The organism is Clostridium sardiniense, assembly GCF_016907995.1.
GTDB lineage: Bacteria > Bacillota > Clostridia > Clostridiales > Clostridiaceae > Clostridium > Clostridium sardiniense.
On sequence record NZ_JAFBDA010000004.1, the window covers coordinates 62,462 to 88,389 of the forward strand.

The 25,928-nt window shown below is 30.2% G+C and carries 22 protein-coding genes, 1 pseudogene, 1 riboswitch and 1 other annotated feature; of the genes and pseudogenes, 6 read left to right on the forward strand and 17 right to left on the reverse strand.

Going from position 1 to position 25,928, the window contains the following annotated elements; translation table 11 throughout:
- Positions 1-62: 62 nt before the first annotated feature.
- Positions 63-2,012: pseudogene (gene metG / locus JOC62_RS04955) on the reverse strand (methionine--tRNA ligase); the annotation flags it as partial.
- A 96-nt stretch (positions 2,013-2,108) separates the two neighbouring features.
- Positions 2,109-2,348: a binding site (T-box leader), on the reverse strand.
- 123 nt (positions 2,349-2,471) lie between these two features.
- Between metG and JOC62_RS04960 the strand changes: the two are divergent.
- Entirely contained in the window at positions 2,472-2,960 is a 489-nt protein-coding gene (locus JOC62_RS04960) for an FUSC family protein (RefSeq protein WP_204594122.1), read from the forward strand.
- A gap of 53 nt (positions 2,961-3,013) precedes the next feature.
- Here the strand turns inward: JOC62_RS04960 and JOC62_RS04965 are convergent, their stop codons facing one another.
- The 5 genes from JOC62_RS04965 to JOC62_RS04985 form a co-directional block, all read right to left on the reverse strand.
- Positions 3,014-4,789, reverse strand: coding sequence for an aminopeptidase P family protein (locus tag JOC62_RS04965; RefSeq protein ID WP_204594123.1), 1,776 nt, complete (start codon positions 4,787-4,789; stop codon positions 3,014-3,016).
- 101 nt (positions 4,790-4,890) lie between these two features.
- Positions 4,891-5,445 carry an Hsp20 family protein gene (locus JOC62_RS04970; RefSeq protein WP_204594124.1) on the reverse strand — a complete coding sequence of 185 codons (555 nt, stop codon included), beginning with the start codon at positions 5,443-5,445 and terminating at the stop codon, positions 4,891-4,893.
- A gap of 136 nt (positions 5,446-5,581) precedes the next feature.
- The gene (locus tag JOC62_RS04975; protein WP_204594125.1) at positions 5,582-7,294 is read right to left on the reverse strand and encodes a Na+/H+ antiporter NhaC family protein; all 1,713 of its coding nucleotides are present in this window, start codon (positions 7,292-7,294) and stop codon (positions 5,582-5,584) included.
- A gap of 119 nt (positions 7,295-7,413) precedes the next feature.
- A riboswitch (Lysine riboswitch) is annotated at positions 7,414-7,587 on the reverse strand.
- A gap of 84 nt (positions 7,588-7,671) precedes the next feature.
- Positions 7,672-8,922, reverse strand: coding sequence for an aminopeptidase P family protein (locus tag JOC62_RS04980; protein WP_204594126.1), 1,251 nt, complete (start codon positions 8,920-8,922; stop codon positions 7,672-7,674).
- A gap of 18 nt (positions 8,923-8,940) precedes the next feature.
- Positions 8,941-9,381 (reverse strand): ACT domain-containing protein, encoded by a 441-nt coding sequence (locus JOC62_RS04985; RefSeq protein WP_204594127.1) that lies wholly within the window; start codon positions 9,379-9,381, stop codon positions 8,941-8,943.
- A gap of 241 nt (positions 9,382-9,622) precedes the next feature.
- On the opposite strand from JOC62_RS04985, the gene JOC62_RS04990 reads away from it, so the two are divergent.
- Entirely contained in the window at positions 9,623-10,780 is a 1,158-nt protein-coding gene (locus tag JOC62_RS04990) for a dicarboxylate/amino acid:cation symporter (RefSeq protein ID WP_204594128.1), read from the forward strand.
- Between the two features lie 113 nt (positions 10,781-10,893).
- Here the strand turns inward: JOC62_RS04990 and JOC62_RS04995 are convergent, their stop codons facing one another.
- From JOC62_RS04995 to JOC62_RS05015, 5 genes are all read right to left on the reverse strand, one after another.
- Complete coding sequence (locus tag JOC62_RS04995) at positions 10,894-11,721, reverse strand: hypothetical protein (RefSeq protein WP_204594129.1); 828 nt, start codon at positions 11,719-11,721, stop codon at positions 10,894-10,896.
- Between the two features lie 281 nt (positions 11,722-12,002).
- Positions 12,003-13,601, reverse strand: coding sequence for a putative ABC transporter permease subunit (locus JOC62_RS05000; RefSeq protein ID WP_204594130.1), 1,599 nt, complete (start codon positions 13,599-13,601; stop codon positions 12,003-12,005).
- Positions 13,594-14,319, reverse strand: coding sequence for an ABC transporter ATP-binding protein (locus JOC62_RS05005; RefSeq protein ID WP_204594131.1), 726 nt, complete (start codon positions 14,317-14,319; stop codon positions 13,594-13,596). The genes JOC62_RS05000 and JOC62_RS05005 overlap by 8 nt, the downstream gene beginning before the upstream one ends.
- Positions 14,320-14,366: 47 nt before the next feature.
- Positions 14,367-14,891, reverse strand: coding sequence for a spore maturation protein (locus JOC62_RS05010; RefSeq protein ID WP_204594132.1), 525 nt, complete (start codon positions 14,889-14,891; stop codon positions 14,367-14,369).
- 12 nt (positions 14,892-14,903) lie between these two features.
- Positions 14,904-15,479, reverse strand: a complete 576-nt coding sequence (locus JOC62_RS05015; RefSeq protein WP_204594133.1) for a nucleoside recognition domain-containing protein — start codon at positions 15,477-15,479, stop codon at positions 14,904-14,906.
- Between the two features lie 124 nt (positions 15,480-15,603).
- Here JOC62_RS05015 and JOC62_RS05020 point away from each other — a divergent pair, with 124 nt between their 5' ends.
- Positions 15,604-15,789: a hypothetical protein gene (locus tag JOC62_RS05020; RefSeq protein WP_204594134.1), complete on the forward strand. Its 186-nt coding sequence runs from the start codon at positions 15,604-15,606 to the stop codon at positions 15,787-15,789.
- Positions 15,790-15,877: 88 nt separating this feature from the next.
- A complete protein-coding gene (locus JOC62_RS05025; RefSeq protein ID WP_204594135.1) occupies positions 15,878-16,150 on the forward strand; it encodes an ATP cone domain-containing protein in 273 nt (90 codons plus the stop codon).
- Positions 16,151-16,212: 62 nt separating this feature from the next.
- Here JOC62_RS05025 and JOC62_RS05030 read toward each other — a convergent pair whose 3' ends face one another.
- The 5 genes from JOC62_RS05030 to ileS form a co-directional block, all read right to left on the reverse strand.
- Positions 16,213-16,908: a nitrite/sulfite reductase domain-containing protein gene (locus tag JOC62_RS05030; protein WP_243425019.1), complete on the reverse strand. Its 696-nt coding sequence runs from the start codon at positions 16,906-16,908 to the stop codon at positions 16,213-16,215.
- 168 nt (positions 16,909-17,076) lie between these two features.
- Complete coding sequence (locus JOC62_RS05035; RefSeq protein ID WP_204594136.1) at positions 17,077-18,477, reverse strand: MATE family efflux transporter; 1,401 nt, start codon at positions 18,475-18,477, stop codon at positions 17,077-17,079.
- Positions 18,478-18,493: 16 nt separating this feature from the next.
- The gene (locus tag JOC62_RS05040; protein WP_204594137.1) at positions 18,494-18,955 is read right to left on the reverse strand and encodes a YbbN family protein; all 462 of its coding nucleotides are present in this window, start codon (positions 18,953-18,955) and stop codon (positions 18,494-18,496) included.
- A gap of 174 nt (positions 18,956-19,129) precedes the next feature.
- Positions 19,130-20,128 carry a LacI family DNA-binding transcriptional regulator gene (locus tag JOC62_RS05045; RefSeq protein ID WP_204594138.1) on the reverse strand — a complete coding sequence of 333 codons (999 nt, stop codon included), beginning with the start codon at positions 20,126-20,128 and terminating at the stop codon, positions 19,130-19,132.
- Between the two features lie 164 nt (positions 20,129-20,292).
- On the reverse strand, positions 20,293-23,403 hold the full coding sequence (ileS, locus tag JOC62_RS05050; RefSeq protein ID WP_204594139.1) for an isoleucine--tRNA ligase: 3,111 nt from the start codon (positions 23,401-23,403) through the stop codon (positions 20,293-20,295).
- Between the two features lie 663 nt (positions 23,404-24,066).
- Here ileS and JOC62_RS05055 point away from each other — a divergent pair.
- Positions 24,067-24,294 carry a (2Fe-2S)-binding protein gene (locus JOC62_RS05055; protein ID WP_204594140.1) on the forward strand — a complete coding sequence of 76 codons (228 nt, stop codon included), beginning with the start codon at positions 24,067-24,069 and terminating at the stop codon, positions 24,292-24,294.
- A 65-nt stretch (positions 24,295-24,359) separates the two neighbouring features.
- On the forward strand, positions 24,360-24,515 hold the full coding sequence (locus tag JOC62_RS05060; protein WP_204594141.1) for a hypothetical protein: 156 nt from the start codon (positions 24,360-24,362) through the stop codon (positions 24,513-24,515).
- A 138-nt stretch (positions 24,516-24,653) separates the two neighbouring features.
- Here JOC62_RS05060 and JOC62_RS05065 read toward each other — a convergent pair whose 3' ends face one another.
- Positions 24,654-25,889 (reverse strand): NAD(P)-dependent oxidoreductase, encoded by a 1,236-nt coding sequence (locus JOC62_RS05065; RefSeq protein ID WP_204594142.1) that lies wholly within the window; start codon positions 25,887-25,889, stop codon positions 24,654-24,656.
- Positions 25,890-25,928: the final 39 nt, after the last annotated feature.

Below are 25,928 nucleotides of genomic sequence, written 5' to 3' on the forward strand. Positions count from 1 at the left end.
ATAAATAAGGAAGTCAACTTATAATCTAAGCTGACTTCCTCTTTAGTGTTTATTTTATATTACTATCTTACTTCGCTTCCAGTTGGTAATTTACCAGGATCCACTAAGTTTAATACGCTATCATCATCATTTGATGCAGCAAGTATCATACCTTGTGATAATTCTCCTCTTAACTTAACTGGCTTAAGGTTTGCTACAAGAACAACATTTTTTCCAACTAATTCTTCTGGTTTAAAATGTTTTGCTATTCCTGAGACAACCTGTCTAATTTCTCCACCTAAGTCTACTTTTAATTTAAGTAGTTTATTTGCCTTCTTTATTGGTTCGCATTCTAATACTTTAACCACTCTTAGGTCAAGTTTTTCAAAATCATCTATTGTAATTTCTTCTTTTATTGGCTTCATTTCTTTAACTTCTTCTTGAGGCTTAATAGCTTCCATTTGAGTTTTTCTTAATTCTTCAAGTTCAGCAAGCTTCTTTTCAACATCTATTCTTGGGAATAAACTATCGCCCTTCTTAACTGTTGTTCCTGGTGCTGTACCATCAAATCCTTCTAATGAACTCCAATCTTTAGCTGTTACTGCTAATTGCTCATTTATCTTTTCTGATGTTGTTGGTAAGAATGATGATATTAAAACTGATGCAAATCTTAAAGATTCTGCTAAATTATAAAGTACAGTTCCAAGTCTACCTTTCTTATCTTCATCCTTAGCTAATATCCAAGGAGTTGTTTCATCAATATACTTGTTAGCTCTTCCAACTAAATCAAAGATATATTCTAAAGCTTCTGGAATTCTAAGTTCTCCTATAGCTTCTTCAACATTCTTTGGAGTATCTAATGCAAGATTTATTAACTCATCATCAACTTCTTCTTTTTCTAGTGGTGCAGGTATTACTCCATCAAAGTATTTTTCTACCATTGCAACTGTTCTTGAAAGTAAGTTTCCAAGGTCATTACAAAGGTCTGAGTTTATCTTCTTTATAAATATTTCATTATTAAATAATCCATCTGCTCCAAAAGGTATTTCTCTTAATAAGTAATATCTAACAGCATCTACACCAAAGTTTTCAACAAGTGCAACTGGATCTACTACGTTTCCTTTTGATTTACTCATCTTACCACCATCAACAAGTAACCATCCATGGCCAAATATTTGCTTTGGTAATGGTAAGTCAAGTGCCATTAACATTATTGGCCAATAAATTGTATGGAATCTTAATATATCTTTACCTATTAAATGAACATCTGCTGGCCAGTATTTATCAAATAATTCTGTATTATCACTACCATAGCCTAATGCAGTTATATAGTTTGATAATGCATCTATCCAAACATATACTACGTGCTTTTCATCAAATGTTACAGGTACACCCCAATCAAAGCTAGTTCTTGAAACACAAAGATCTTGAAGTCCTGGTCTTAAGAAGTTATTTAGCATTTCATTCTTTCTTGATTCTGGTTGAATGAAGTGTGGATGTTCTTCAATATACTTTATTAATCTATCAGCATATTTACTCATCTTGAAGAAGTATGCTTCTTCTTTTGAAGTTTCAACTGGTCTTCCACAGTCTGGGCATTTTCCATCTACTAGTTGGCTTTCTGTCCAGAAAGATTCACATGGAGTACAGTATAATCCTTCATATGAACTCTTATATATGTCGCCTTGATCATATAATCTCTTAAATATCTTTTGAACAGCTTCTACATGATAATCATCTGTTGTTCTTATGAATTTATCATAGCTTACGTCCATTATCTTCCAAAGCTCTTTGATTCCTGCAACGATTTCATCTACATGCTCTATTGGTTTTATCCCTTTTTCTTCTGCAATTCTTTGAATCTTTTGGCCATGCTCATCTGTTCCTGTTAAGAACATAACATCATATCCTGTTAATCTCTTAAATCTTGCAATTGCATCTGCTGCAACTGTTGTATAGGTATTACCTATATGCAGTTTCGTTGATGGATAATATATTGGTGTAGTTATATAGTATGGTTTTTTACACATCTTAAAATCCTCCTTGTTATTTACATATTAAATGTATTTTCTACTATTTTAAATTTTTTATAGTTTCCTTTAATAAAAAATCCTCTATGCAATATACTGCATAGAGGCGTTATATACGCGTACCACTCTACTTCATTCTTATCTCGCAATAAGAAACTCACTAGGTGAATTATCACCATGCAATATAACGGTTGCTCCCGTATCTTCCTTACTAAATCTTATAAGCTCAAAAGATATGCTCAAAGTCCATCTTCATAAAAGTCCATAACGCTAACTTTCAGCTATTGTTAGCTCTCTTTAGAAATCTACTTTTATTACTCTTCTTTTCATAGCATTTACATTTTAAGTATATAATATTCCATATAGTTTTATATGTCAATTACTTTTAACTTTTATTAGTTTAACATAATATTATTTCATATGATATAATATTAAAATACTTAATTAGAGAGGGGAATAAGTATGAAGCTAAATGTGCATAGAGTGGGTTTACGTAATATAAAGACGGCTCTAGCAGTTACTGTATGTATGGTTATTTTTCAGCTTATTGGAAGAGAAAATGCTTTTTATGCTTGTATAGCTGCGGTTATCTGTATGAAAGATACTGTATCAAGCTCTTTTACAATGGGTAAAAATAGACTGATAGGGACTATACTAGGTGGACTATTCGGGATAATAATTATATTTATTATGATTAAGCTACCTTTCTTATATGATTACAATGCTTTTGTCACTGGTTTTGGTATTGTTGGGGTTATATATGTATGTAATCTTTTCAACAAACCAGGTTCTGTAACTATAGCTTGTATAGTTCTCATAGGTATCATGATAAACTATAGCGGTCCACAATCATATGCTTACGCAATTGGTAGAAGTGTCGATACTGCTATAGGAATTATAGTAGCGATTTTAATTAATAAATATTTTAATCCACCAGAAGAAAAAGAGTAGAAATATAGAAAAAAGCCCGGTTAAATAATTGATTTATTTAATCGGGCTTTTTATTATATGCTTTTGGTTTCTTTTTTTAAGAATTTTCTTTCATCATCACTTAAATAAACTGAAAGTGTATCATACATCCACCTATGATAATTATTTATCCATTCCTTTTCTTTATAATCTAATAATTTAATATCTATTCCCTGTATATCTATTGGACATAGTGATATTACTTCAAATTTATAGAATTCACCAAATTCTTTTGATGATGTATCCTTAACTACAAGCATAGTATTTTCAGTTCTTATACCATGTTTTCCTTCCCTATAAATTCCTGGCTCATTTGTTAAAATCATTCCTGGCTCTAATGAAACTTTATTTGGAACTGGGCTTATACTTTGTGGGCCTTCATGTACATTTAAGAAAAAACCTACACCATGGCCAGTTCCGCATTTATAATCTATACCTTCATCCCATAATGGTCCCCTAGCTTTAATATCAAGGTTTGATCCAGTTGTTCCCTTTAAGAATTTTGTATTCATTAAACTTATGTGAGCTTTTAAAACTAATGTAAAATCTCTCTTTTCTTCCTCTGTAAGCCTTCCAAGTACAAAGGTTCTTGTTATATCAGTAGTTCCATCTAAATATTGACCACCTGAATCTACTAGTAAAAATCCTTTTTCTTCTAAATTATAATTAGTTTTTTCTGTTGCAAAATAATGCATCATTGCACCATGATCTTTATGTCCTGCAATTGTGTTAAAGCTTATTCCTTTAAATAACTCTCCTAAAGCCCTAAACTCCTGTAATTTATCAGAAGCTGATATCTCGCTTATTTCAATTTTACCTATATTTTCTTTAAGCCATTTAGTGAATCTAACCATTGCTATACCATCTCTTATTTGACATCTTTTTAGATTCTCTATTTCAATATCATTTTTTATGGACTTTAGTGATGTTGTTATATTTAATCCTTCAATTATATCTACATCTTCATTTACATTAGTATATATAAATGAACTTATCTTATTTGGATCTATTAATACACTTCCTTTAATATCATTAACATCCTCTTTTATATCATCATATTCTTTTAATATTACACCTTCTTCATTAAGCTTATTTCTTACATCATCTAACACTTTAGAATTATCAACATAAAGAATCGCTTCATCTTCCTTAATTAATGCATAGCCTATTACAACTGGATTACATTCGACATCATTTCCTCTAATATTATAAACCCATGCTATATCATCTAATGAAGCTATTATATAATTTGATACTCCTAAGCTTTTCATCTTCTCTCTAACTTCGCTAACCTTCTCTTTTGTACTCTTCCCACAGTACTTAATATCATGTATAAATATCTTCTCCATAGGTAGCTTAGGTCTATCTATCCATACATCATTTAATAAATCATAATCACTCTCTATCTTTATTGATTTTTTATCTTCTATATTTTTAAATTGCTTATAGTCAGTTACTGAGAACACCTTTCCATCAAAAGCTAGTACTTCATCAGAATTCATATTATCCATAAGCCATTCTTGTAAACTTGGCCATCCAGGTATTCTCATTTTAAATAATTCTATATTAGAACCTTTAAGTTCTTTTTCAGCCTGAATAAAATATCTTCCATCAGTCCAAAGTATAGCTTTATCTAGCCCCACTAATAAAGTACCTGCTGACCCTGTAAACCCTGACATATATGCCCTTCCTCTATAGTGCTCACATACATATTCACTTTGATGAGCATCACCACTTGGAATAATATAATAGTCTATTCCTCTTTTTTTCATTAGACTTCTTAATGACTCTATTCTCTTTAATATATCCATAATCTTGCCCCCTTTTTCTTATACTACATTTTCCCATATACATACTTTTATATCAAGCTTATCCAAAATAAAAAAATCTGAGAATGCAAAACATCTCAGATTTATTCTTCTTCGTAATCAACAACATCAATAATATTATCTTCATTCTCTGTTAAGTTATCATTCTTATTTCCCACTATTTCTTTCCTATACTTAGGAAGTTCTAGCCTTAATCTATAATTCTTGTATGAAGCTCTAAGCTTTGTAGCATCAGCATTAGGTACAAAGAATTCTCTACTAAATTCATCTCCAAATTGCATTACCATCATGGCCATATTACATCCGTTAGAAAATACTTGTTTTCTTTTAACATTTAAATATATATAGTTATCTTTATAATCTATTTTTATATCTTGTCTATCTATTCCTGGAAATTCTCCTTCTATTAAGTATTTATCGTTTTCGTCTCTTATATTAACTTTTATTATACTATCTCCATTATTATAACCTCCATTGAATCCTTCACTAAAAGCCTCATTAACCTCTTCTAAAAAATTCGAATTAAATAAGCTATTAACTATTCCATCAATTAAATCAGTATTGTTTATAACCGCATTAAATGTTTGAGTAAATATATTAGTCAGGTCATTCCCACCATTCATAATATTTCTATTCATTATACGTCTCCTAATATAAATTTTTCCTCTATATAAGTTATTATATTTATACATATGATGACACAAATAATTTATAAATTATAAATAAATCCCACAGGCTTTGCTTCCGTGGGATTCTATATTATTAAAAATAATTTTATTCTACATTATCAACAGGTTTTCCTATAAACCTTACTGCCACTGTAAGTACTAATATAGCAACTGGTAAGATAATATATACTGGTATATTTAATCCTGCTGGAATATAACCAAGCAAAATTGTTGCTCCTCCAACAAATAATGCATACCACATCTGTGTCTTAACGTGTTCTATATGATCACATCCCGCTCCCATGGATGATAAAATGGTTGTATCTGATATAGGTGAACAATGATCTCCAAAGATCGCTCCAGTAAGTACAGCACTTGTACTTATTACGATATACCCCATTTCTGGTGATATTGAATGTGCAAGAGGTATTGCAAGTGGCATAAGTATTCCCATTGTTCCATACGCAGTTCCAGTTGCAAATGATATTACTGCACCTAGAATAAATATAATACTTGGAAGTAAGAAAACTGGTATTGAATCTGAAAGTAATGTAACTAAGTATTTAGCTGTGCCTAAATCTTTTATTACTGAACTTAATGACCAAGCAAGTAAAAGTATTACACCAGTGATTATCAGGCCTTTCATTCCATCAATCCATGCATCTATAGCTTCTGAAATTGTAAATATCTTTTTGCAAACAGCCATTGCTATTGCAACTATTGATGCAAATACTGCTGATTGGAAAAGTGCTGTTGATGCATCTGCTGCACTAAATGCTTGCTGAATAGCTTGGAATGAAAATGGTGAATTAGTAAGTACTCCTTGAAGAGCTACATCATTTCCTGCCATTATTGATGAATATCCACTATAGTAAAAGCTTACAAGCGCTGAAATTATTAATGTTCCAATTGGAATTATTGCATTCCATACACTTAGTTTTATCCCTGCTTTAACTTCCATCTCTTCATTTACAGTTATGCTTTCAAGCTCTGCTTTTTTATCTTTAATTCCTTTTCTTGCTCTAATCTCAGCTTTTCTCATAGGTCCAAAATCTCTAAGCATAAGTGTTGTAATTACAACAAAAGCAAGTATTAATATATTATAAAATCTAAATGGTATAGTGTCTAAAAACACTCCAAAAGCATCTACCTCTACTCCTATTTGAGTAAATGAATCATTTATAAGTCCAACTTCAAGTCCAATCCATGTTGATATAATAGCAAGTCCAGCAATTGGAGCTGCTGTAGCATCTATTATAAAAGCTAGTCTCTCTCTTGAGACTTTTAATTTATCTGCGACAGGTTTCATTATAGGTCCAACAATTAGTGAATTTGCATAATCATCAAAAAATACTAATAATCCTAAGAACCAAGTTGTCATTTGAGCGCTTCTTGGCGTCTTAGCTCTCTTAGCTAATGCCTCTGCTATGGCTCTTGCCCCACCCATCTTAGAAACTAGATTTATAACACCACCTATAGCTAATACTTGAAGTATAATTCCAGCATTCCAAGGATCTGCAAGTGAATTTAAAACCCTTTGGATAAAGTCTAGAAATGCTTGAATTAATGACGTAAATGCATTATTATCTACTATTTGAAGCATAAAGCATCCAGCTAATGCCCCAACGAATAATGAAATAACAACATTTTTAGTTATAAATGCTAATACAATTGCAACTAATGGTGGAATTATCGTCCAGATACCAAATTTATCTGCATTTATAGTTCCAGGATCAACCTCTGCCGCAAAAGCAACTGTTGATATACTCATCATTAAGATGAATGTTAATAAAAATACTAAATAATTTCTTTTTTTCATGATTGAATCCCCCTCAAAATAATTTTTGTGAATATTAGAGGCCCATCATTTATTGCTCTTTAATGCAAAAAAGAACCTTGAGATAACACTCAAGGTTCTACTATATACGTAAAAATCCGTTGAATGATAGCTCACCACAATATAATTGTGACAGTCTTATGTATGTTCTACATAAGCCCAGGATTATAGCATTAAAGCATTAGCTATATCCTTCGGCGACATCTCCTTTTCTATCATCTCTAAGTGCTTACCTCAATGATAGTACTCTTAAATATCGCGCCTCTACCTCTTCTCATTATTCACTTATTAAATTAATGCTATTATACATTATTTTCAAATTATTGTCAATAATTTATTAATACTTTATCTTTATTTTATTAACATCTGCTCATGAATGCTTCTATATCTTCTACACTCTTAATCATATCTCTAGTAAGAACTTCGTGTCCACCATCTGTTATTAATACATCATCTTCTATTCTTACTCCTATTCCTTCTTCAGCTATATATATTCCAGGTTCTACTGTATATACCATACCTGCTTCTAGAGTAGTATTTCTTCCCGGATTTTCAACATCATGAGTATCTAGTCCAAGACTATGACCTATACTATGCCAGTAGTATTTTGATACATCTTTCTTATCCTCTATAAGGCCAAGTTTTATGCATTCTTCGGCAATCCAATCCCTTGACTTCTTATTAATATCTAAGAAGTTCACACCTGATTTTAATTCATCTATTACTCTTTCATTAACTCTTAAAACAGCCTCATATACTTCCTTTTGTCTTTCTGTAAATTTTCCGTTTACAGGGAAGGTTCTTGAAATATCCCCATTATAATAATTAACTTGTGCTCCTAAATCAAATAATATTAAATCTCCATCCTTAGCCTCTGAATCGTTATCTACATAATGAAGAATTGTGGCATTTTTACCTGCGGCTGCAATAGTTTTAAATGCATAATCACGTACTCCTCTTCTCTTACATTCAAATTCAAAGTACGCTTCAAGCTCATATTCTTTCATGCCTGGTTTTATATTTCTCATTATTGATTCAACGCCTTTAATTGTTATATCAATAGCTTTTTGCATTTCTATTACTTCTCCAGGGCTCTTTACTAATCTTAAAGGGGCTAATATAGGAAATACATTTTTTATAGTTACTTGTGAATATCTATTCTTTAATTCATTGCAGAAAACATTGCTTACTGAAGGAAAGCTATCAAAGCCATCTCTTTCTAAGTCTAAGTATATAGTTTTCTCTACACTCTCGTTTAAAATTTTATTCAAATACCCCTTAAACTCTCCTAAGTATAGAACTTCTTCAATCTTGTTTATTTCATATACTTCTTCTTTTCTTATAGTTTTTCCTAGCCATTTTTCTTTTTCTTCATCAATTTCCTTTATGAACATCTTTGCAGTTATACTTCCATTACTCTTTTCCATGACAAGTATATGATCTTCTTCATCTATTCCTGTTAAGTAATAAAAATTTCTATTTGGTGTAAAATCATATTTTTCATCTGCTGTTTTCTTTGGTGCATTACCAGCAAAAAGAATTACTAAATCATTATCCTCTAGCTTTTCTGCTAACCTCTTCCTATTTAATTCAAATACTTCGTTTTTCATATTGATCCCTCCAAATGTTTATTCAACAGCTAATACCCTAACCTTTATTACTCCATCTATTTCACTCATTTTATATAAAAATCTTTTAACATCCCCTTTTATCTTAGAAACATCTAGAGTTATAGTAACATTAGCTGTCATGTTTATTGGTATATCTTGATTTATTGTTAATATATTTAGTTTTCTAGTTGCAATAAAGTCTAATACTTTTGATAATACTCCTGATTCATGAGAAAGCAATAGCACAATTGTTATTTTTTTGCTATTAACTCCTTCTGCCATTGGGTAAACAGCATCTTTATATTTATAATAAGTGCTTCTACTTATGCCCACCTTCTTTACTCCTTCTGAAATATCCTTAACCTTTCCTGTGTGTAATAATTCTTTTACTTCAATAACCTTATAAAATACGTTCGGTAATACATTCTCATTAACTATGTAGAATTTTTCTTCTGACATATATCTCGTCCCCCTGTACTTTTAAAAACAAATCCCACAATCTGTTTTTTAGTATAATTTAATTTATGCTTATTACTCTAATTTATAGGCATATTATCTCCTAATATACATATAATTATTGTTATTCTTCTTTTTATTCTTATTTCCTCCTTATATTATACTTTTATGTTAAATAAATAGACATCTTTTCTATATTCTTATAATATCATATAAAATACACTTGTCCATAGGAGGAATACACATGAAAAAATTAGGTTTAATTCCTAAGCTTATAATAGCAATTATATTAGGTTTATTAATTGGAAACTTTATGCCCGAAGGATTTATAAGAGTATTAGCTACTTTTAATTCCTTATTCGGTAATTTTCTTGGATTTATAATCCCACTTATCATATTAGGATTTGTGGTTTGTGGTATCGCAGACCTTGGTGGCTCTGCTGGTAAAATGCTTGGATTTACAACATTATTAGCTTATGGATCAACTCTTTTGGCAGGATTCTTTGCTTTTTTTGTTTCTTCAAATATTTTTCCAAAGTTTATTACTGCGGCTGAATCTTTTAGTGCAAGTAATCCAGAAAAAGGACTTCTACCATCTTTATTTATAGTTGATATGCCACCTATAATGCCTGTTATGACAGCTTTACTTTTAGCTTTTCTTTTAGGGCTTGGTATATCATCATTAAAAAAAGGTCGTACTCTTTATAATATGGCTTTAGAATTTCAAGAAATAGTTCAAAAAGTTATTAAAGTAATTATTATTCCATTAATCCCATTACATATCTTAGGGATATTTGCAAATATGACATATACAGGCGAAGTTCAAACTATCTTCTCTGTATTTTGGAAGGTATTTTTAATTATACTAGCTATTCAATTCTGTATAATACTATTCCAATTTTCAATAGCTGGTGCTGCTAGTAAAAAGAACATTTTTGTTCTCCTAAAAAACCAGGTTGCTGGCTATTTAACTGCTCTTGGTACTCAATCATCAGCTGCAACTATACCTGTGAATCTTGATGTTGCTGAAAGAAATGGTGTATCAAAAGGTGTTAGAGAATTTGTTGTTCCACTTTGTGCAACTATTCACTTATCAGGTAGTACTATAACTCTTACTTGCTGTTCAATAGCAGTAATGCTTCTAAACGGTATGAATTTTACTTTTCCTCAATTTGCTGGATTTATAGCAATGCTTGGTATAACTATGGTTGCCGCCCCTGGTGTTCCTGGAGGTGCAGTTATGGCAGCACTTGGAGTACTTCAAGCTAATTTAGGTTTTAGTGAAGCACAGCTTGCTTTAATGATAGCACTATATATAACACAAGATAGTTTCGGAACTGCGTGTAATGTATCAGGAGATAACGCAATTGCACTAATAGTTGATAGATTTAAATTTAAGTAGAGTAAAACAGTATCAATATTAAATATTGATACTGTTTTTATATATTAATATATATTTTTGTATTTTTTTATAAGTTAATATAATTTATGAAAAATAAAGCTTTATTATTATATCTAGTTAACAATAATTTTTGACTTAAAAATTATTTCTTCATGTGGATTAACATTACTAATTGGATTTATAGACCTTACTATATATAAATCGTATTGTCCTCTCTCTTTTGGGAGATTAAATTTAAATGTATCTTGTAATACATCTTTGTTTCTTTTAAATATCTTGCCCCACTTTCCATCTATCTTTACAAGCTTATTATCTATAAATACCTTATACCCATAGTTATCTCCTTTAAATCTCTCTTCATCTAATTTTACCTTAAAAGAGTATTCTGTCTCTTCTCCTCTATATCCTACAATATCATAATTAAATTTACTATTAGCATCATCTAACCTATCATATTTTATTTTTCTTATGCCCATATCTATATTTTCATAATTACTATACCCATATATTCCAAATACAGTATCATCACCTTTTGCTATGAAACTTAATATACCATCACCTATATTATCTGTTTCTATTTCTACTATATTTTGTCCATTTCTTATATCAATATTATACTCATATCTAAACCCCTCATTATTAAAATTAACGCTTATAGGCTCTCCGTTTAATAATGGCGTTATAGTAAATTCTCTCTCACCTGCCCCTTCATAAAATATTGATATATTTACCTTTCCAGAGTTAAATTCTTCATCACTAAAACTATATAAATCAGCTTCACCCTCCCCATCTCTAACTAGTCCAAACCCGAAACCTCCCCCATAACTAGTATATACTTGGCTAGTTGCATTAGCACTACTAGTTACATCTTTAATCATTAATGATAATGTGGCTGCCATAGCTAAAGTTGCAGTAAGTATTATAATCCCTCTCTTTTTCATCTCTAATCCCCCTAATACATCTTATTATAAATAGTTTATCATGAAATATATTTATATTATGTATAATTTTGTATGTATAATTCTAAAAAAACCTTAATATATTAACGTTATTATTCTATATTTTTACTATTTCTGATGCTTATAAGGTATATATGTATATAATATCTTATTATTTTTTTAGTAAATTAAATTTTATTAAAACAAAAGTAGAGATAGCTTAATTGCCATCTCTACTTTTATATTTTATCTTTTAATAAACTCGACAAACATGAATTTATTCTCTAAATTTTATCATATACTTTAGGACCATTCTTCATCAACATCTTATATGCAATTATAGTAATTAATAATATTACAGCTACATTTAAAGCAAATATTAAATATATATTTACTATCTTAAATGCAAGCCATGTTAGTATTCCTCCAATAGGAATAAATATTAAAAACATTATAAAAGGCTTAAAATTCTTATTAAATAAAGCTTTTTCATCCTCCCAGTTAAGTTTTGGAGAGCTATAATCCATATATACACCTATTACAGAAACCATAACTATAGTTAAAGCTTGTAATATTAAACTCATAATAAATGCTATTATAGGAGCATCAAAATATATAAGTATAAATACTCCAATTAAAAATCCTATACAATTTATCATTATTGATGAAAGTATTTTAGACTTTATTTGCGTTTTATAATCAATAGGAATATATTTTAATACCATCAGGTTTTTGCCTTCTCTACTTATACAAGTAGAGGCAGCACTGCCACCAGCTATTGTTAATGCCATAAATAAAACAGATCCTCCAACTATAACTGCGCTTCCTAAGGCTTCATTACCAAAAGGCAATCCTTCAGTTGTAAAGGCAATAAAAAATATTGCTGGCATATATATAATCATAACAACACAATTTATAAAAAATGTTGGTGTTCTAAATATCATCTTTACATCCTTAATAGCAAGTGTTATCAGTGGTGATTTTTCTTTTATATATTCTTTATTATTTTCTAATATCTTTTCTCTCTTACCTACAGTCTCTGACATTCCAACGATACTCTTAAAGTATAACTTATCTCCAATATAATATAGGATAAGAGTAAGTATTAAAGTTGCTACAATTAATAATACTAAATTGATTATTCCTTTACCTTCATTACTATATAATAATGCATTTGCACCAAATATATTTGTAAAGAATACCCCATTCATAGTCTCCATGAGCCCATTACTTTTCTTTAATAATCCTTCAATTGTACCTGTAGCACTAGCACCTCTATTTGAAAAGAAATTAATTGCCACAATAAAAGCTAGCGCTATTACACCTGAAATTGTTTTAAACATATCCTTATGTCTTGATATATTAGTAAATCTCATAATTATTAATGAAATTAGTAAACATAACATAAGTGGTAATATTGGATTTACTATTATAACTATAATTGCGAATAAGTAATATAGCACTCCCATCTTAGCCTCTATACCATATGCTATAAGAGGTAAAATTATTATACATGTATAAACATACATATTTAATAAAGTAACTGCAAATTTACCTATCATAATATCACTAGCTTTAAATGGCATTGGCATAAGTACTTCTATATCTTCTGAGAAGAAAAAGACATTAAGCACAGTGTAAATACCCATAAGAAATGTTGTTGCACTTCCCATAAATAATATAAGTGATATAAGATATCCTTCTTGATTTATTGCCTTAAAACCCTCATAATTTGTACTAACCATCATGCATATAGGTGCTGAAAATAAAAGAACTAATCCAAGCATAAGAGCCATCATTAATTTACCTGACGTTTTGTTATTAAACATCTCTCCAAGAGCATTTTTTAAAAAGAATTTTGTTGCCATCTTAATCCTATTCATGTTCTGTCATCTCCAAGAACATTTTTTCTAATGACTCACTCTCTTTAAACTCTTCTCTCATTTCATCTAAAGTTCCAACAAACTGTAATTTCCCCTTATTTATAATTGCAATTCTATCACAAACTTTTTCTGCTACCTCTAATACATGAGTTGAAAATAATACTGTATTACCTTCATCTGCATGTTCCCTCATCATCTCTTTTAATATATATGATGATTTAGGATCTAGTCCAGTTAACGGCTCGTCTAATATCCACACTTTAGGTTTATGAAGTAAAACTCCCATTATTATCATCTTTTGTCTCATACCATGAGAATAACTTTGAATTTTATCTCCTAAAGCACCTTCCATTGAAAATCTTTTTGATAGCTCTTCTATTCTATCCTTTCTCTCTTCCTTTGGTACCCCATATACATCTCCCATAAAATTTAAGTATTCAATCCCTGTAAATCTTAAAAACATATCTGGATTATCAGGGACATATCCAAATTGTTCCTTTGCCCTTACTGGCTCTTTATTTATATCCACATTATTGATTGTAATATTACCATCAGTTATTTCTGATATACCTGTTATCATTTTTATAGTAGTTGTTTTACCTGCTCCATTTGGCCCTAAAAGTCCAAATATTTCTCCATCTTTAACCTGTAGATTAATATTATCTACCGCCTTAAAAGTCCCATTGTACGTTTTGCTTACATCTTTAATACAAATCAACTTAATTCCCCCTTTTTTAGTTAAATGTTACCATAATGTATTACCTATTACAATAACATCCAATTAACCACTATAATAGCTGTTATTATGGCAGTTATATCAGCTATTATAGCTGCCCAAAGGGTATGTCTTATCTTTTTAATTTTTGCTGCTCCAAAATAAACTGTTACTGTATAAAATATAGTCTCTGTAGTTCCCATAATTACTGATGCAACAAGTCCAATAAATGTATCTGCTCCATATGTTTTAATTATCTCTGTAAACATTCCAACTGCTCCACTCCCTGAAATTGGCTTTATTAATACTAAAGGCACAACTTCCTCAGGTAGTCCTATGGCCCCTGAAAGTGGTGAAATTCCTTTATTTAATAAATCTAAAAGGTTTGAACTCTTAAGTATTTGAACTGCAACTATCATAGCCAGTAGACACGGAAATATTCTCATACAAACTCCAAGACCATCCTTAGCACCTTCTATAAACCATTCATAAACCTTTCTTCCCTTTATCATCCCATAAAATAGTATTATTGCAACAACTACAGGGATTATACTTTTTGTCATATAATCAAACATGATACATCCCCCTTAAAAATATCGTTGTAATATCTTACAGCAAGTTATCCCAACTATTGCTGCTACTCCAGTAGATATAATCGCTGGAATTATAATTATTCCAGGGTTACCAGAACCCGCCGCTGCCCTTATTGAAATAATAGTAGTAGGAAGTAACTGTATACAAGCTGCATTCATCACTAAAAATAATGACATATCATTAGACGCTATACTACTACCTTTATTTAATCTCTCCATTTCCTCCATTGCTTTTATTCCAAAAGGAGTCGCTGCATTAGAAAGTCCCATCATATTTGCAGTTAGATTCATAACTATAGCACCAAGGGCTTTTTCATCTTTGGCTGCATCTTTGAATAACATCCTAAGGACAGGTCTTAAAAGTTTAGCTAATTGTGCTGTAAGTCCACTCTTTTCCGCTACCTTCATAACCCCGCACCAAAAGCACATTATTCCAGCAAGTTCAATAATAAAAGTTACCGTACTTCCACTACCATTTACAATAGCCTCTGTTATCTTATCTGCGTTTCCAGTAAAAAGTGCAAATATCACTCCAAAAAATATCATCAAAAACCAAATGTAATTAATCATATTACCCTCCATAAAATAAGTACTGTTAACATTTAAATATATGCCTTGCGTAAGGGTTTTAGTAGTGATAGGATAAATATATATAAACATAAGTTAAATATGATATGTTAAAGGAGAAGCTTGAATGAAAGAAGAAAATCTTAAAATAGCACAACAAGATATTGAAGAAGCATTAAAAACTGTAGAGGATTTAGAAAATGGAATCGATAATGACAATATGTCAAAAGATGATATAAAAGAAAAATTCATATCATTAAGCGATAGACTTCAACAATTAGAAGATATCTTAAAGAATGAAGGCATATTATAAAATTTAATAGTATCTAGAAAATATAAGAAGCTTATCCTATAAGCTTCTTTTGTGCATTTTTAACATTTATACAAGGGAGGAATTTAAAATGAGAATAATAAATAAACATAATGAGGTTGTCCCATTTGATTTTAAAAAATTAAAAAAGAGTATCTTTGGCGCATTTGAAGATGCAAATTTCTCATACACTGAAGGAGACTTAGACTTAGTTTCAAAAGGTGCAGAAGATATATTAAAAGAGATTACTAATGATTGTAGATCTGCATCTTATAATGAATTAATTAACTCTGTAGTTAAATCATTAAATAATAATGGGTTTAAAAGTATAGCTTTAGCATATGAAAAGATCTATAAATTATAATTTATCTTTAAAAAAGACTATAGAAATAATTATATTTTTTAAATATTTCTATAGTCCTTTTTTTATAATACTTTATCTTTAAATTCTTTTAATCCAATCCTGTCTATATAATCACCAAGTTTTTCTCCTGGCATACCTTCTTCTTTATAGATTTCAAAAATTTTATCTACTATTTTCATAGCTTCCTTTTCATCTACATCTTGTATAATTATATCTGCCATCCTCGGATTATGTCCTGCTGATCCACCAGCAGTTACAAGAAATCCTGTCTTATCAGCTATAACTCCAACATCTTTTGAGTACACACCACCACATGCATTTCTACATCCAGCTACTCCAATTTTGGTTCTACAAGGGACTTCCATGTATTGATACTTCTTTGAAAGCTTCATTCCTGTTCCTATTGTATTAAATTTAGACCTTTTGCAATATCCAGCTGGACACATTTCAACATTTTTAACTGTATTTTGCTTTTTTACAGCTGGTTCCATTCCAAGCTCTTCCCAAATCTTAGGCAAGTCATCACCTTCAAGATTTGTTATTAATAATCTTTGCCCTGATGTTATTTTAATTACTCCATTATACTTCTTTGCAACTTTTGTTATCTTCTCTAGAGTTTCTATAGTTATAAACCCTCCTGGAATATGAGGTGTTATACCAAAAGTCCTTCTACCATTTCTAATCTTTTGAAGATTGCCATGATGTGCTCCACTTACCATAGTAGGCATATTAGGAACTGTATTTTTTATATCGCTCATAAGTTCTCCTCCTCTTTTAAAATATCTATTTAAATAAACTATAATAATTCCATTTTATAATCTTATTATATATTACCCTTCTAAATTAAGTTGTAACCAAAGTTACAAAAATAAAAAAAAGATATTAATCACCATATATTTACTATGGCAATTAATATCTAATTTATATTAACATAGCTCTAATTCTTCTTTACTATCCACTGTTACTATTTCTTTTAATTTCTTTACTGAATTATAGAATATAATCCCTGTAATTAATGATGAAAGTGCATCACTTATTGCCCCTGAAAGCCATATTCCTGTAAGTCCAAGAACTTCTCCATTTAATCCCGGAATATTTGGAAGTATTACAAGGCATGGAATTAAAAGAATAACTTGCCTTAATAAACTTAAGAACATTGATATTTTTGCCTTACCTACTGATTGGAAGTAATTTGAACTTATTACTTGGAATCCAATAACAGGTAACATAAATAGATATATTCTTATTCCTGTAGTCGCTATAGAAACAAGCTCTGGATCACTATTAAATATTCTTATTAATAAATGAGGTGCAAATTGTATTGCAATCCATCCTAAAACAACAATTATCGTCGCAGCTATTGCTCCATATTTAACAGTCTCTTTTACTCTATGATATTTACCAGCACCATAATTATATCCTATTATAGGCTGTGACCCTTGGTTTATACCGAAGATAGGCATTAAGAAAATCATAGAAATACTTGATATTATGGTCATAGCACCAATGGCTAAATCTCCGCCATATTCTTTTAATGAATTATTTGCAAGAACCTGAACAATACTTGCTGCAAGTTGCATACTAAAAGGACTCATACCTATTGAAAATATACTAATAATAGTAGATTTCTCTAACATTAAATTCTCTACTCTAAGCTTTATAATACTTTTACCTCTAGTAAAATACTGAAGTATCCAAATTGTTGTTAATACTTGAGAAATTACTGTAGCAATAGCAGCTCCCCTAACACCCATATCTAGAGCAAATATGAATATTGGATCTAATATTATGTTAGTAATTGCTCCAATTAACATTGATAACATAGCAATTTTAGGACTTCCATCACTTCTAATTGAGTGATTGAGCCCAAAGCTTAACATATTTACAATCGTTCCAATAAATATTATTTGCATGTATTGCCTTGCATAAATTTCTGTATTTTCACTTGCCCCAAAAACATTAAGTATTGGATCTAAAAATATAAGACCAACAATAGTAATCACAATACTAATTATAATTATTAAAGTAAATGCATTACCTAAATGTTTTTCTGCAGCTTTCTTATCATGCTGCCCAAGCTTTAATGATACTCTAGCGGCTGTTCCTATTCCAACTAACATCCCAAAGGCTAATATTATAGTCATTATCGGCATAGTTATTCCCACACCAGTTATAGCCAATTGTCCAACACCTTCAATATTACCTATGTACATTCTATCAATTATATTGTATAAAGTATTAACCATCATACCTACAATTGCAGGTATTGAAAATGTTAATAGTAATTTTGAAATTTTTTCTTCTCCCAATCTTTTTTGTTTATTCATTTTATACCCCTTATATTTATTTATTCTCTATATCTACGCCCATATCTTTAAGCATACCTTTAATTCCATTCATTGAAGAAATATCTGATTTCTTCTCTATGAAATCACCATCTCTATCTAATGCTACTAATGTTGGTACTCCTGTAACTTGATACTTTTTTGCAAGTTCTACTGCTTCTTCATTATCTAAAGCATCTGAATTAGCATGTACTATATTAAATTGACTACCATATTCATCATGTAGAAGCTTTAAATTTCTCTCAGCTTTAACACTATTTTCTACAAGTGAACTTTTAAATAGTATTATTGTTGGCAAATCCTTATTTATATCCTTCATACTTGTTACAAATTCAGCTCTACCATATTTTATAGCATCATATTTATTTTTATTATTTATGTGAATAATAGCGAAAGTACTCGCAGCTATAACTACAATAGCAATAATAATACTAATAATTATTATTTGTTTTTTCTTCAAAAATACTCCTCCTTTATAGTCTTTTCATAGATATACTATATCATAAATAAAATATAATTGTTGCCTTATAAAAATTAAAAATACATTGCAAACTAAGGATAAATATTCCAAACTAAAAAATAGCTTCATTAAAAATTTCTAATGAAGCTATCTTTATAATTTCTGTTACTTTTGTTATTTTACGCTATTTCTTTCAATTATATTATGTGGTAATACATAATGCGCTTGCTCTAGCTCTTGCTTATTAAGAAGTTTTATTAACATTCTCATAGCAACTGATCCCATATCATAACTTGGTTGACCAACAGTAGTAAGTTTTGGATAGAATATTTCTCCAACATAGTTATTATTAAATCCAATAACACTAACATCTTCTGGTACACTTACCCCATTATCTCTTAATCCATTTATTGCTCCCATTGCAAGTTCATCAGTTGCACAAACTATACCGTCTACTTTTTTGCCTAATTTCACATAACCTTCAGCTGCCTTATATCCACTGCTAACTTTAAGATCTGCTAAATGAATTAATTCGTTATTAATAGCTACACCTGATTCTTTCATAGCTTTTTCGAAACCTACATATCTATCGCTCCATGCATTCATCTCATCTTTCTTAACTCCGATAAACGCTATGTTCTTTAAACCTTTATTTAATAAGTACTTTGTTCCTTCATAAGCTGCATCTATGTTATCTATAGTTACACTTGGAAGTTTTCCTTCCTTATCTTTAGTTTCAACAAGAATTGTTTTTAAATCTAATTCATTTATTAAATCTAAAATTTCATCTTGAAGAGAGCTACTCATGTAAATAACTCCATCTACCATTTTTTCTTTTAATACTCTTAAGTACTCTTTTTCTTTCTCTACATCAAAATCTGAATTTCCAAGTATTATATTATAATCATATATATTAGATACGTCTTCAGCTCCTCTAACTATCTCTGGATAGAATTGGCTTGATATGTCTGGTATTAATATTCCGATTGTCTTTGTTCTTTGTGTCTTTAAACTTCTTGCTACTATGTTTGGTCTATATCCTAATTTCTTTATTGCATCTAAAACTTTTTTCTTTGTGTCCTCGTTTACAACATCTATGTCATTTAAAACTCTAGAAACCGTAGCAATTGAAACGCCCGCTTCTCTAGCAACATCTTTAATAGAAGTAGCCATAATTTATCACTCCTAATCATATTTGATAATTTATTATACTAATATATTCGCCTTATTTCAATAAAATACCTTCTTTAATTATAGTTTTCCTAAAATTTATGTAAATATATATTAATTCTTAAAAAAGACTAGAAATCTTTACGATTCCTAGTCTTAAGAAAATTTTATCTAACAACTTCCACTGTCATATCTAACGTTTCGCCATTTATTGTTACTTCTGTATAATCAAATTCGCCATTAAATACTATATTCTTAGTTAAAGTTTCCTTCTTAATAGTATCATCGAATTTCTTTATAACATCAATTAACATGTCGTTATTTGCAACATAAAGTGTTATATTATCCGCAACCTCGAAACCTTTTTCTTTTCTCATATTTTGAATTTTTGATATAATTTCTCTTACGTGACCTTCTTCTCTTAATTCTTCTGTAATATGAGTATCTAAAACTACTCCAGTATCTCCTTCACCTGCAAATGCAAATCCATCTAGACCTTGCATTGTTACTAGGATACTATCTGAGTTAAGCTCTATTTCAGTTCCTTGAACGTTTATAACTTCAACTCCACCATTTTGAATCTTTTGAGCTAATTCCATTTGGTTTCTTGAAGCAATTTCTTTTCTTATTCCTGGTATTAACTTACCATAAGCTCTTCCTAAAACAGGTAGGTTAGGCTTAATTTCAAAGTTAACATACTTTGAAAGGTCTGCTCCAAATTCTATTTCCTTGATGTTAAGCTCATTTGCTATGATATCACCATAATAGTTTGGAAGTGATGTTGTAGATACAAGTATCTTTGAAAGTGGCTGTCTGTTCTTAACATTAGCTCCATTTCTAGCACTTCTTCCTAACTTAACTATTGTGTAGGCTAAATCCATATCTTTTTCTAAATCTTTATCTATAGATTTTTCATTAACTTTTGGCCATTCACATAAATGAATACTTTCTGGTGCAGTAGGATCTAAGTTAACTACTAAGTTTTGATAGATTTCTTCTGTTATAAATGGAACAAATGGTGCAGCAACTTTAGCTAAAGTAACAAGTACTTTGTTTAATGTTACATAAGCTCCAATCTTATCATCAGTTAATTCTGATGACCAGAATCTTGATCTATTTCTTCTTACATACCAGTTTGATAACTCATCTGTAAAATCTTCAATAGCAAGAGCTGATTTTGTTATATCATACTCATCTAATCCATCTTCTACTGTCTTAATTAATGTATTTAATTTTGATAATATCCATTTATCCATTACATTATCTGATTCAAAATCAGCATATTTGCTTGGATTGAACTTATCTAAATCTGCATATAACACGTAGAATGAATATACATTCCATAATGTGCTTAAGAACTTTCTTGAAGCTTCAGCAACATCATCTATTGAGAATCTAGTTGGAAGCCATGGTGCACTTGCAGTATAGAAATGCCATCTTGTAGCATCAGCACCTTGTGAATCAAGTACATCAAATGGATCTACAACGTTACCCTTTGATTTACTCATCTTTAATCCCTTTTTATCAAGAACGTGACCTAAAACTATACAGTTCTCAAATGGATTTCTATCAAATATTGCAGTTGAAATTGCAAGTAATGTATAGAACCATCCTCTTGTTTGGTCAACAGCTTCTGATATAAATTGAGCTGGGAAGTTTTGATCGAATAACTCTTTATTTTCAAATGGATAGTGAAGTTGAGCAAATGGCATTGATCCTGAATCGAACCAACAGTCAATAACTTCATGAGTTCTCTTCATCTTCTTTCCACAGTGTTCACAAGTTAAATCGATCTTATCTATAAATGGTTTGTGTAATTCTATATCATCAGGAACATCAATTCCCTTTTCTTTTAGTTCTGCTATGCTTCCAATACATTCTCTATGTCCGCATTCACATTCCCATATTGGAAGTGGTGTACCCCAGTATCTGTCTCTTGAAATACCCCAGTCAATAACATTCTCTAAGAATTTACCAAATCTACCAGTTCTAATGTTGTCTGGTAACCAGTTAATCTTATCATTATTTTCTAATAACTTATCTCTTAAAGTTGTCATAGCGACAAACCAGCTATCTTTTGGATAGTAAAGAAGTGGTGTATCACATCTCCAACAATGTGGATATGAGTGAGTATGTTTTTCTGATTTAAATAATTTATTTTCAGCTTCTAGGTAATCACAAATTTGTTGGTCGCACTTCTTAACAAACTTGCCAGCCCATGGAGTTACTTCTTCAGTAAAGCATCCAGCAGCATCAACTAAGTTTATAAATGCCATTCCATTTTTCTTTGCAACTAAGCTATCATCTTCACCATAAGCTGGTGCTATATGAACTATTCCAGTACCGTCTGAAAGTGTTACGAAGTCTCCGTGGATTACTTCAAATGCCCTTCCTTCTGGAGTATGGAATGGTAATAACTGCTCATACTTCATTCCTAGAAGATCTGCACCCTTAAATTCTTTAACTACTTCGTAGTCTTCTCCAAGAACCTTTGGAGCTAATTCTTTAGCTAAAATATAAGTTTCATCTCCTACCTTAGCTTCGATGTAATCATATGCTTTATTTAAACATAAAGCTACATTTGAAGGTAATGTCCAAGGAGTTGTTGTCCATGCAAGTATGTATTTGTTGTCTTCTCCTAAAACTTTAAATTTAGCAACTGCAGTTAAGTCTTTAACATCTTTATATCCTTGAGATACTTCGTGTGATGAAAGTCCTGTTCCACATCTTGGGCAGTATGGCATAACCTTATGACCTTTGTATAAAAGATCTTTATTCCACATTTGTTTTAATGCCCACCATACTGATTCAATATATGGATTATGGTATGTTACATATGGATCCTCCATATCTACCCAGTAACCTATTTTATCAGTCATCTTTTCCCACATGTTAACATATGTGAAAACACTTTCTTTACACTCTTTAACGAATTTTTCAACACCATACTCTTCGATTTTCTCTTTACCTGAAATTCCAAGTTTCTTTTCGATTTCAAGTTCAACTGGTAATCCATGAGTATCCCAACCAGCTTTTCTTATAACTTTATATCCCTTCATTACCTTATATCTTGGGATAATATCCTTCATAACTCTTGTTAAGATATGTCCTACGTGAGGTCTTCCATTTGCTGTTGGAGGTCCATCGTAAAATGTGAAATATTCACCATCTTGATTCATGTCAAAATTTTTCTTGATTACATTTCTTGCTTTCCAAAGGTCAGCAACTTCATTTTCCATCCCTACAAATCCATTTGTAAGTTCTACTTTTTTGTACATGTCAAAACTCCTTTCTCAATATATATTTATTTTTGTTAAAATATTTATATATATAAGCATCTAATAATCTCTTTTGTATTTTATTTAATTAAAATCTTCAAGAATATAATTTGACGCTCTATAATTTCATTTTAAATATAAAAAAACCTCATCCAAACTATAGGACGAAGTAAATAACTCGCTATACCACCCATGGTAATACAATAATCAATAGTATTGATAAAACACCGACACTTTTATAATAGTAAATTTTCTCCTTTACTATTTAACTTGATATTGTGAGATTCAAGTACTAACATACTCTATCTTTTAACGCAAGATTACGGGTTCACTTAGTAAGTAAATTTATTACCGTTAGGCTACCGACTCCTAGGTGATTTTCATTAATATTTGCTATAGCTTCTCACCAAACAGCTACTCTCTTTAAGCAAGTCTATTAACTACTTTTCCTAATCATTGTCTTTATTAAAAACATTATATATTATGCCCCTAAAAAAGTCAATTAAACATAAATTTATAAATTTCCTTAATTTAAATAATAATTTTTATTACTTAGTATTGATTTTTGTATTAAAGAATGATTAAATTGTCTTATAGAAAAATAAATATGAAATTTAGTTGAAAATTTAAGATATAAATTACTTAATATTAGGAGGAGTAACTATGGAAAATAACAATGCAAATCCAGAAATAATGGATAAATTAACCAAAGTATGTGTGTGTAAGGCTATTAATAGAGCTACTATAAAGGATGCTATAAGAAATGGTGCTAGAAATATGGAGGATGTTAAAAAAGCAACTGGCGCTGGAACTGGATGCTGTGGCGGCGCTAGATGCGTATTTAAGATTCAAGGTTTAATAGAGCAATTTGAAAATGGTGAATACAAATAAATTCCTCGGATTAAATTTTTTATAATGCTAAAACTAATAGTGTTATAAAAAAGGAGGCGTTTATTATGAATAAAAATGAAAAAACTGCAACTAATAACCAATGGATTTCAACTCCAGTAGAATCTCAAGGTTTTTCATCTGATTGTCATAAAGAAAAAACTGAAGGAAATAATGAGTGGACTTCTACAAATAAAAATCCAGCTAAAAATACTGAAAAATAAGAATTATAAAAGGATATAGCCTTTGCTATATCCTTTTATTTATTATTATTATATTTTTAAATATTAAATATAATTTATTGCTATAATTTAAATTTTAAAATTAAAACTTAAACTTATCATAGCTTATTATATATACTTTTATTTGTTCTCTTCACAATATCTTTCCATTGCATCTGCAACATGCTTTGCATGAGCAACCGCTTGAACAACAGTTTTAGCCCCTGTAACAACATCGCCTGAAGCGAATACACCTTCTCTTGTTGTATGACCTTCTTCATCTGTTATAACAAGTCCCCACTTATTTGTTTCTAATCTTGTCGTACTTGAAACAATAACTGATCTTGGCTCCTGACTTACAGCTATTATTGTTGAATCACATGGTATTATTTCTTCTTGACCGTCTAATGTTTTAGTTTGAATCCTTCCATCAACTTCTATATTTTCAGTTTTAACTACCTTAATACCATCTTCTAATATCTCAACTGGAGCTCTAAATAATTTAAACTCTACATTATCTTCTTTAGCTTCTTCTATTTCTTTCTTTGTTGCTGTCATTTGATCGAAATGCTTTCTATATACTACATATACATTTTTTGCGCCATTTCTCTTAGCTGTTCTAGCAGCATCCATAGCAACATTTCCAGCGCCAATAACACATACAGTATCGCCTAAATTATAAACATTTGGTGCTTTTAAATAATCTATAGCATAATGAACATTTCCAAGAGTTTCACCTTTTATATTTAACTTCTTAGCATTCCATACACCAGTTCCTATAAATACTGATTTATATCCATCCTCAAATAATCTATCTAATGTAATAACTGGTCCTATCATTATGTTAGGTCTTATTTGAACTCCTAATTCCTGTAGTTTTTCTGCGATTTTATCAACCATTGTATTTGGAAGTCTATATTCAGGTATTCCATATCTTAAAACTCCACCTATTTTTTCATGCGCTTCAAATATAGTAACTTTGAATCCTCTCTTTGCTAATGTAAATGCAATAGTTATTCCAGCTGGTCCTCCACCAATTATTGCAATCCTCTCTCTATTAGCTACTGGCTTTTCAAATTTAACATTATTTAAGTAATCTTTTGATATTTCTTCTTCCATTTCATAAAAGTGAATTGGTTCACCTTTAATTCCTCTGATACAATGTCCTGCGCACTGATCTTCATGTGGACAAACTATAGCACACACAGCTGAAAGAGGATTATTTTGAAATAATATCTCTCCTGCCTCATTAAGTTTACCTTCTCTATAAAGTTCTATAATCTCTGGAATTGGAGTACTTATAGGACAAAATTCTTTACATCTTGGCTTTTTACATAATAAACATCTATTTGCTTCTTCATTTAAAAATAAATTCATAACGTCCTCCTAAAAACTATTCTTCAGTAAATCTTTTTT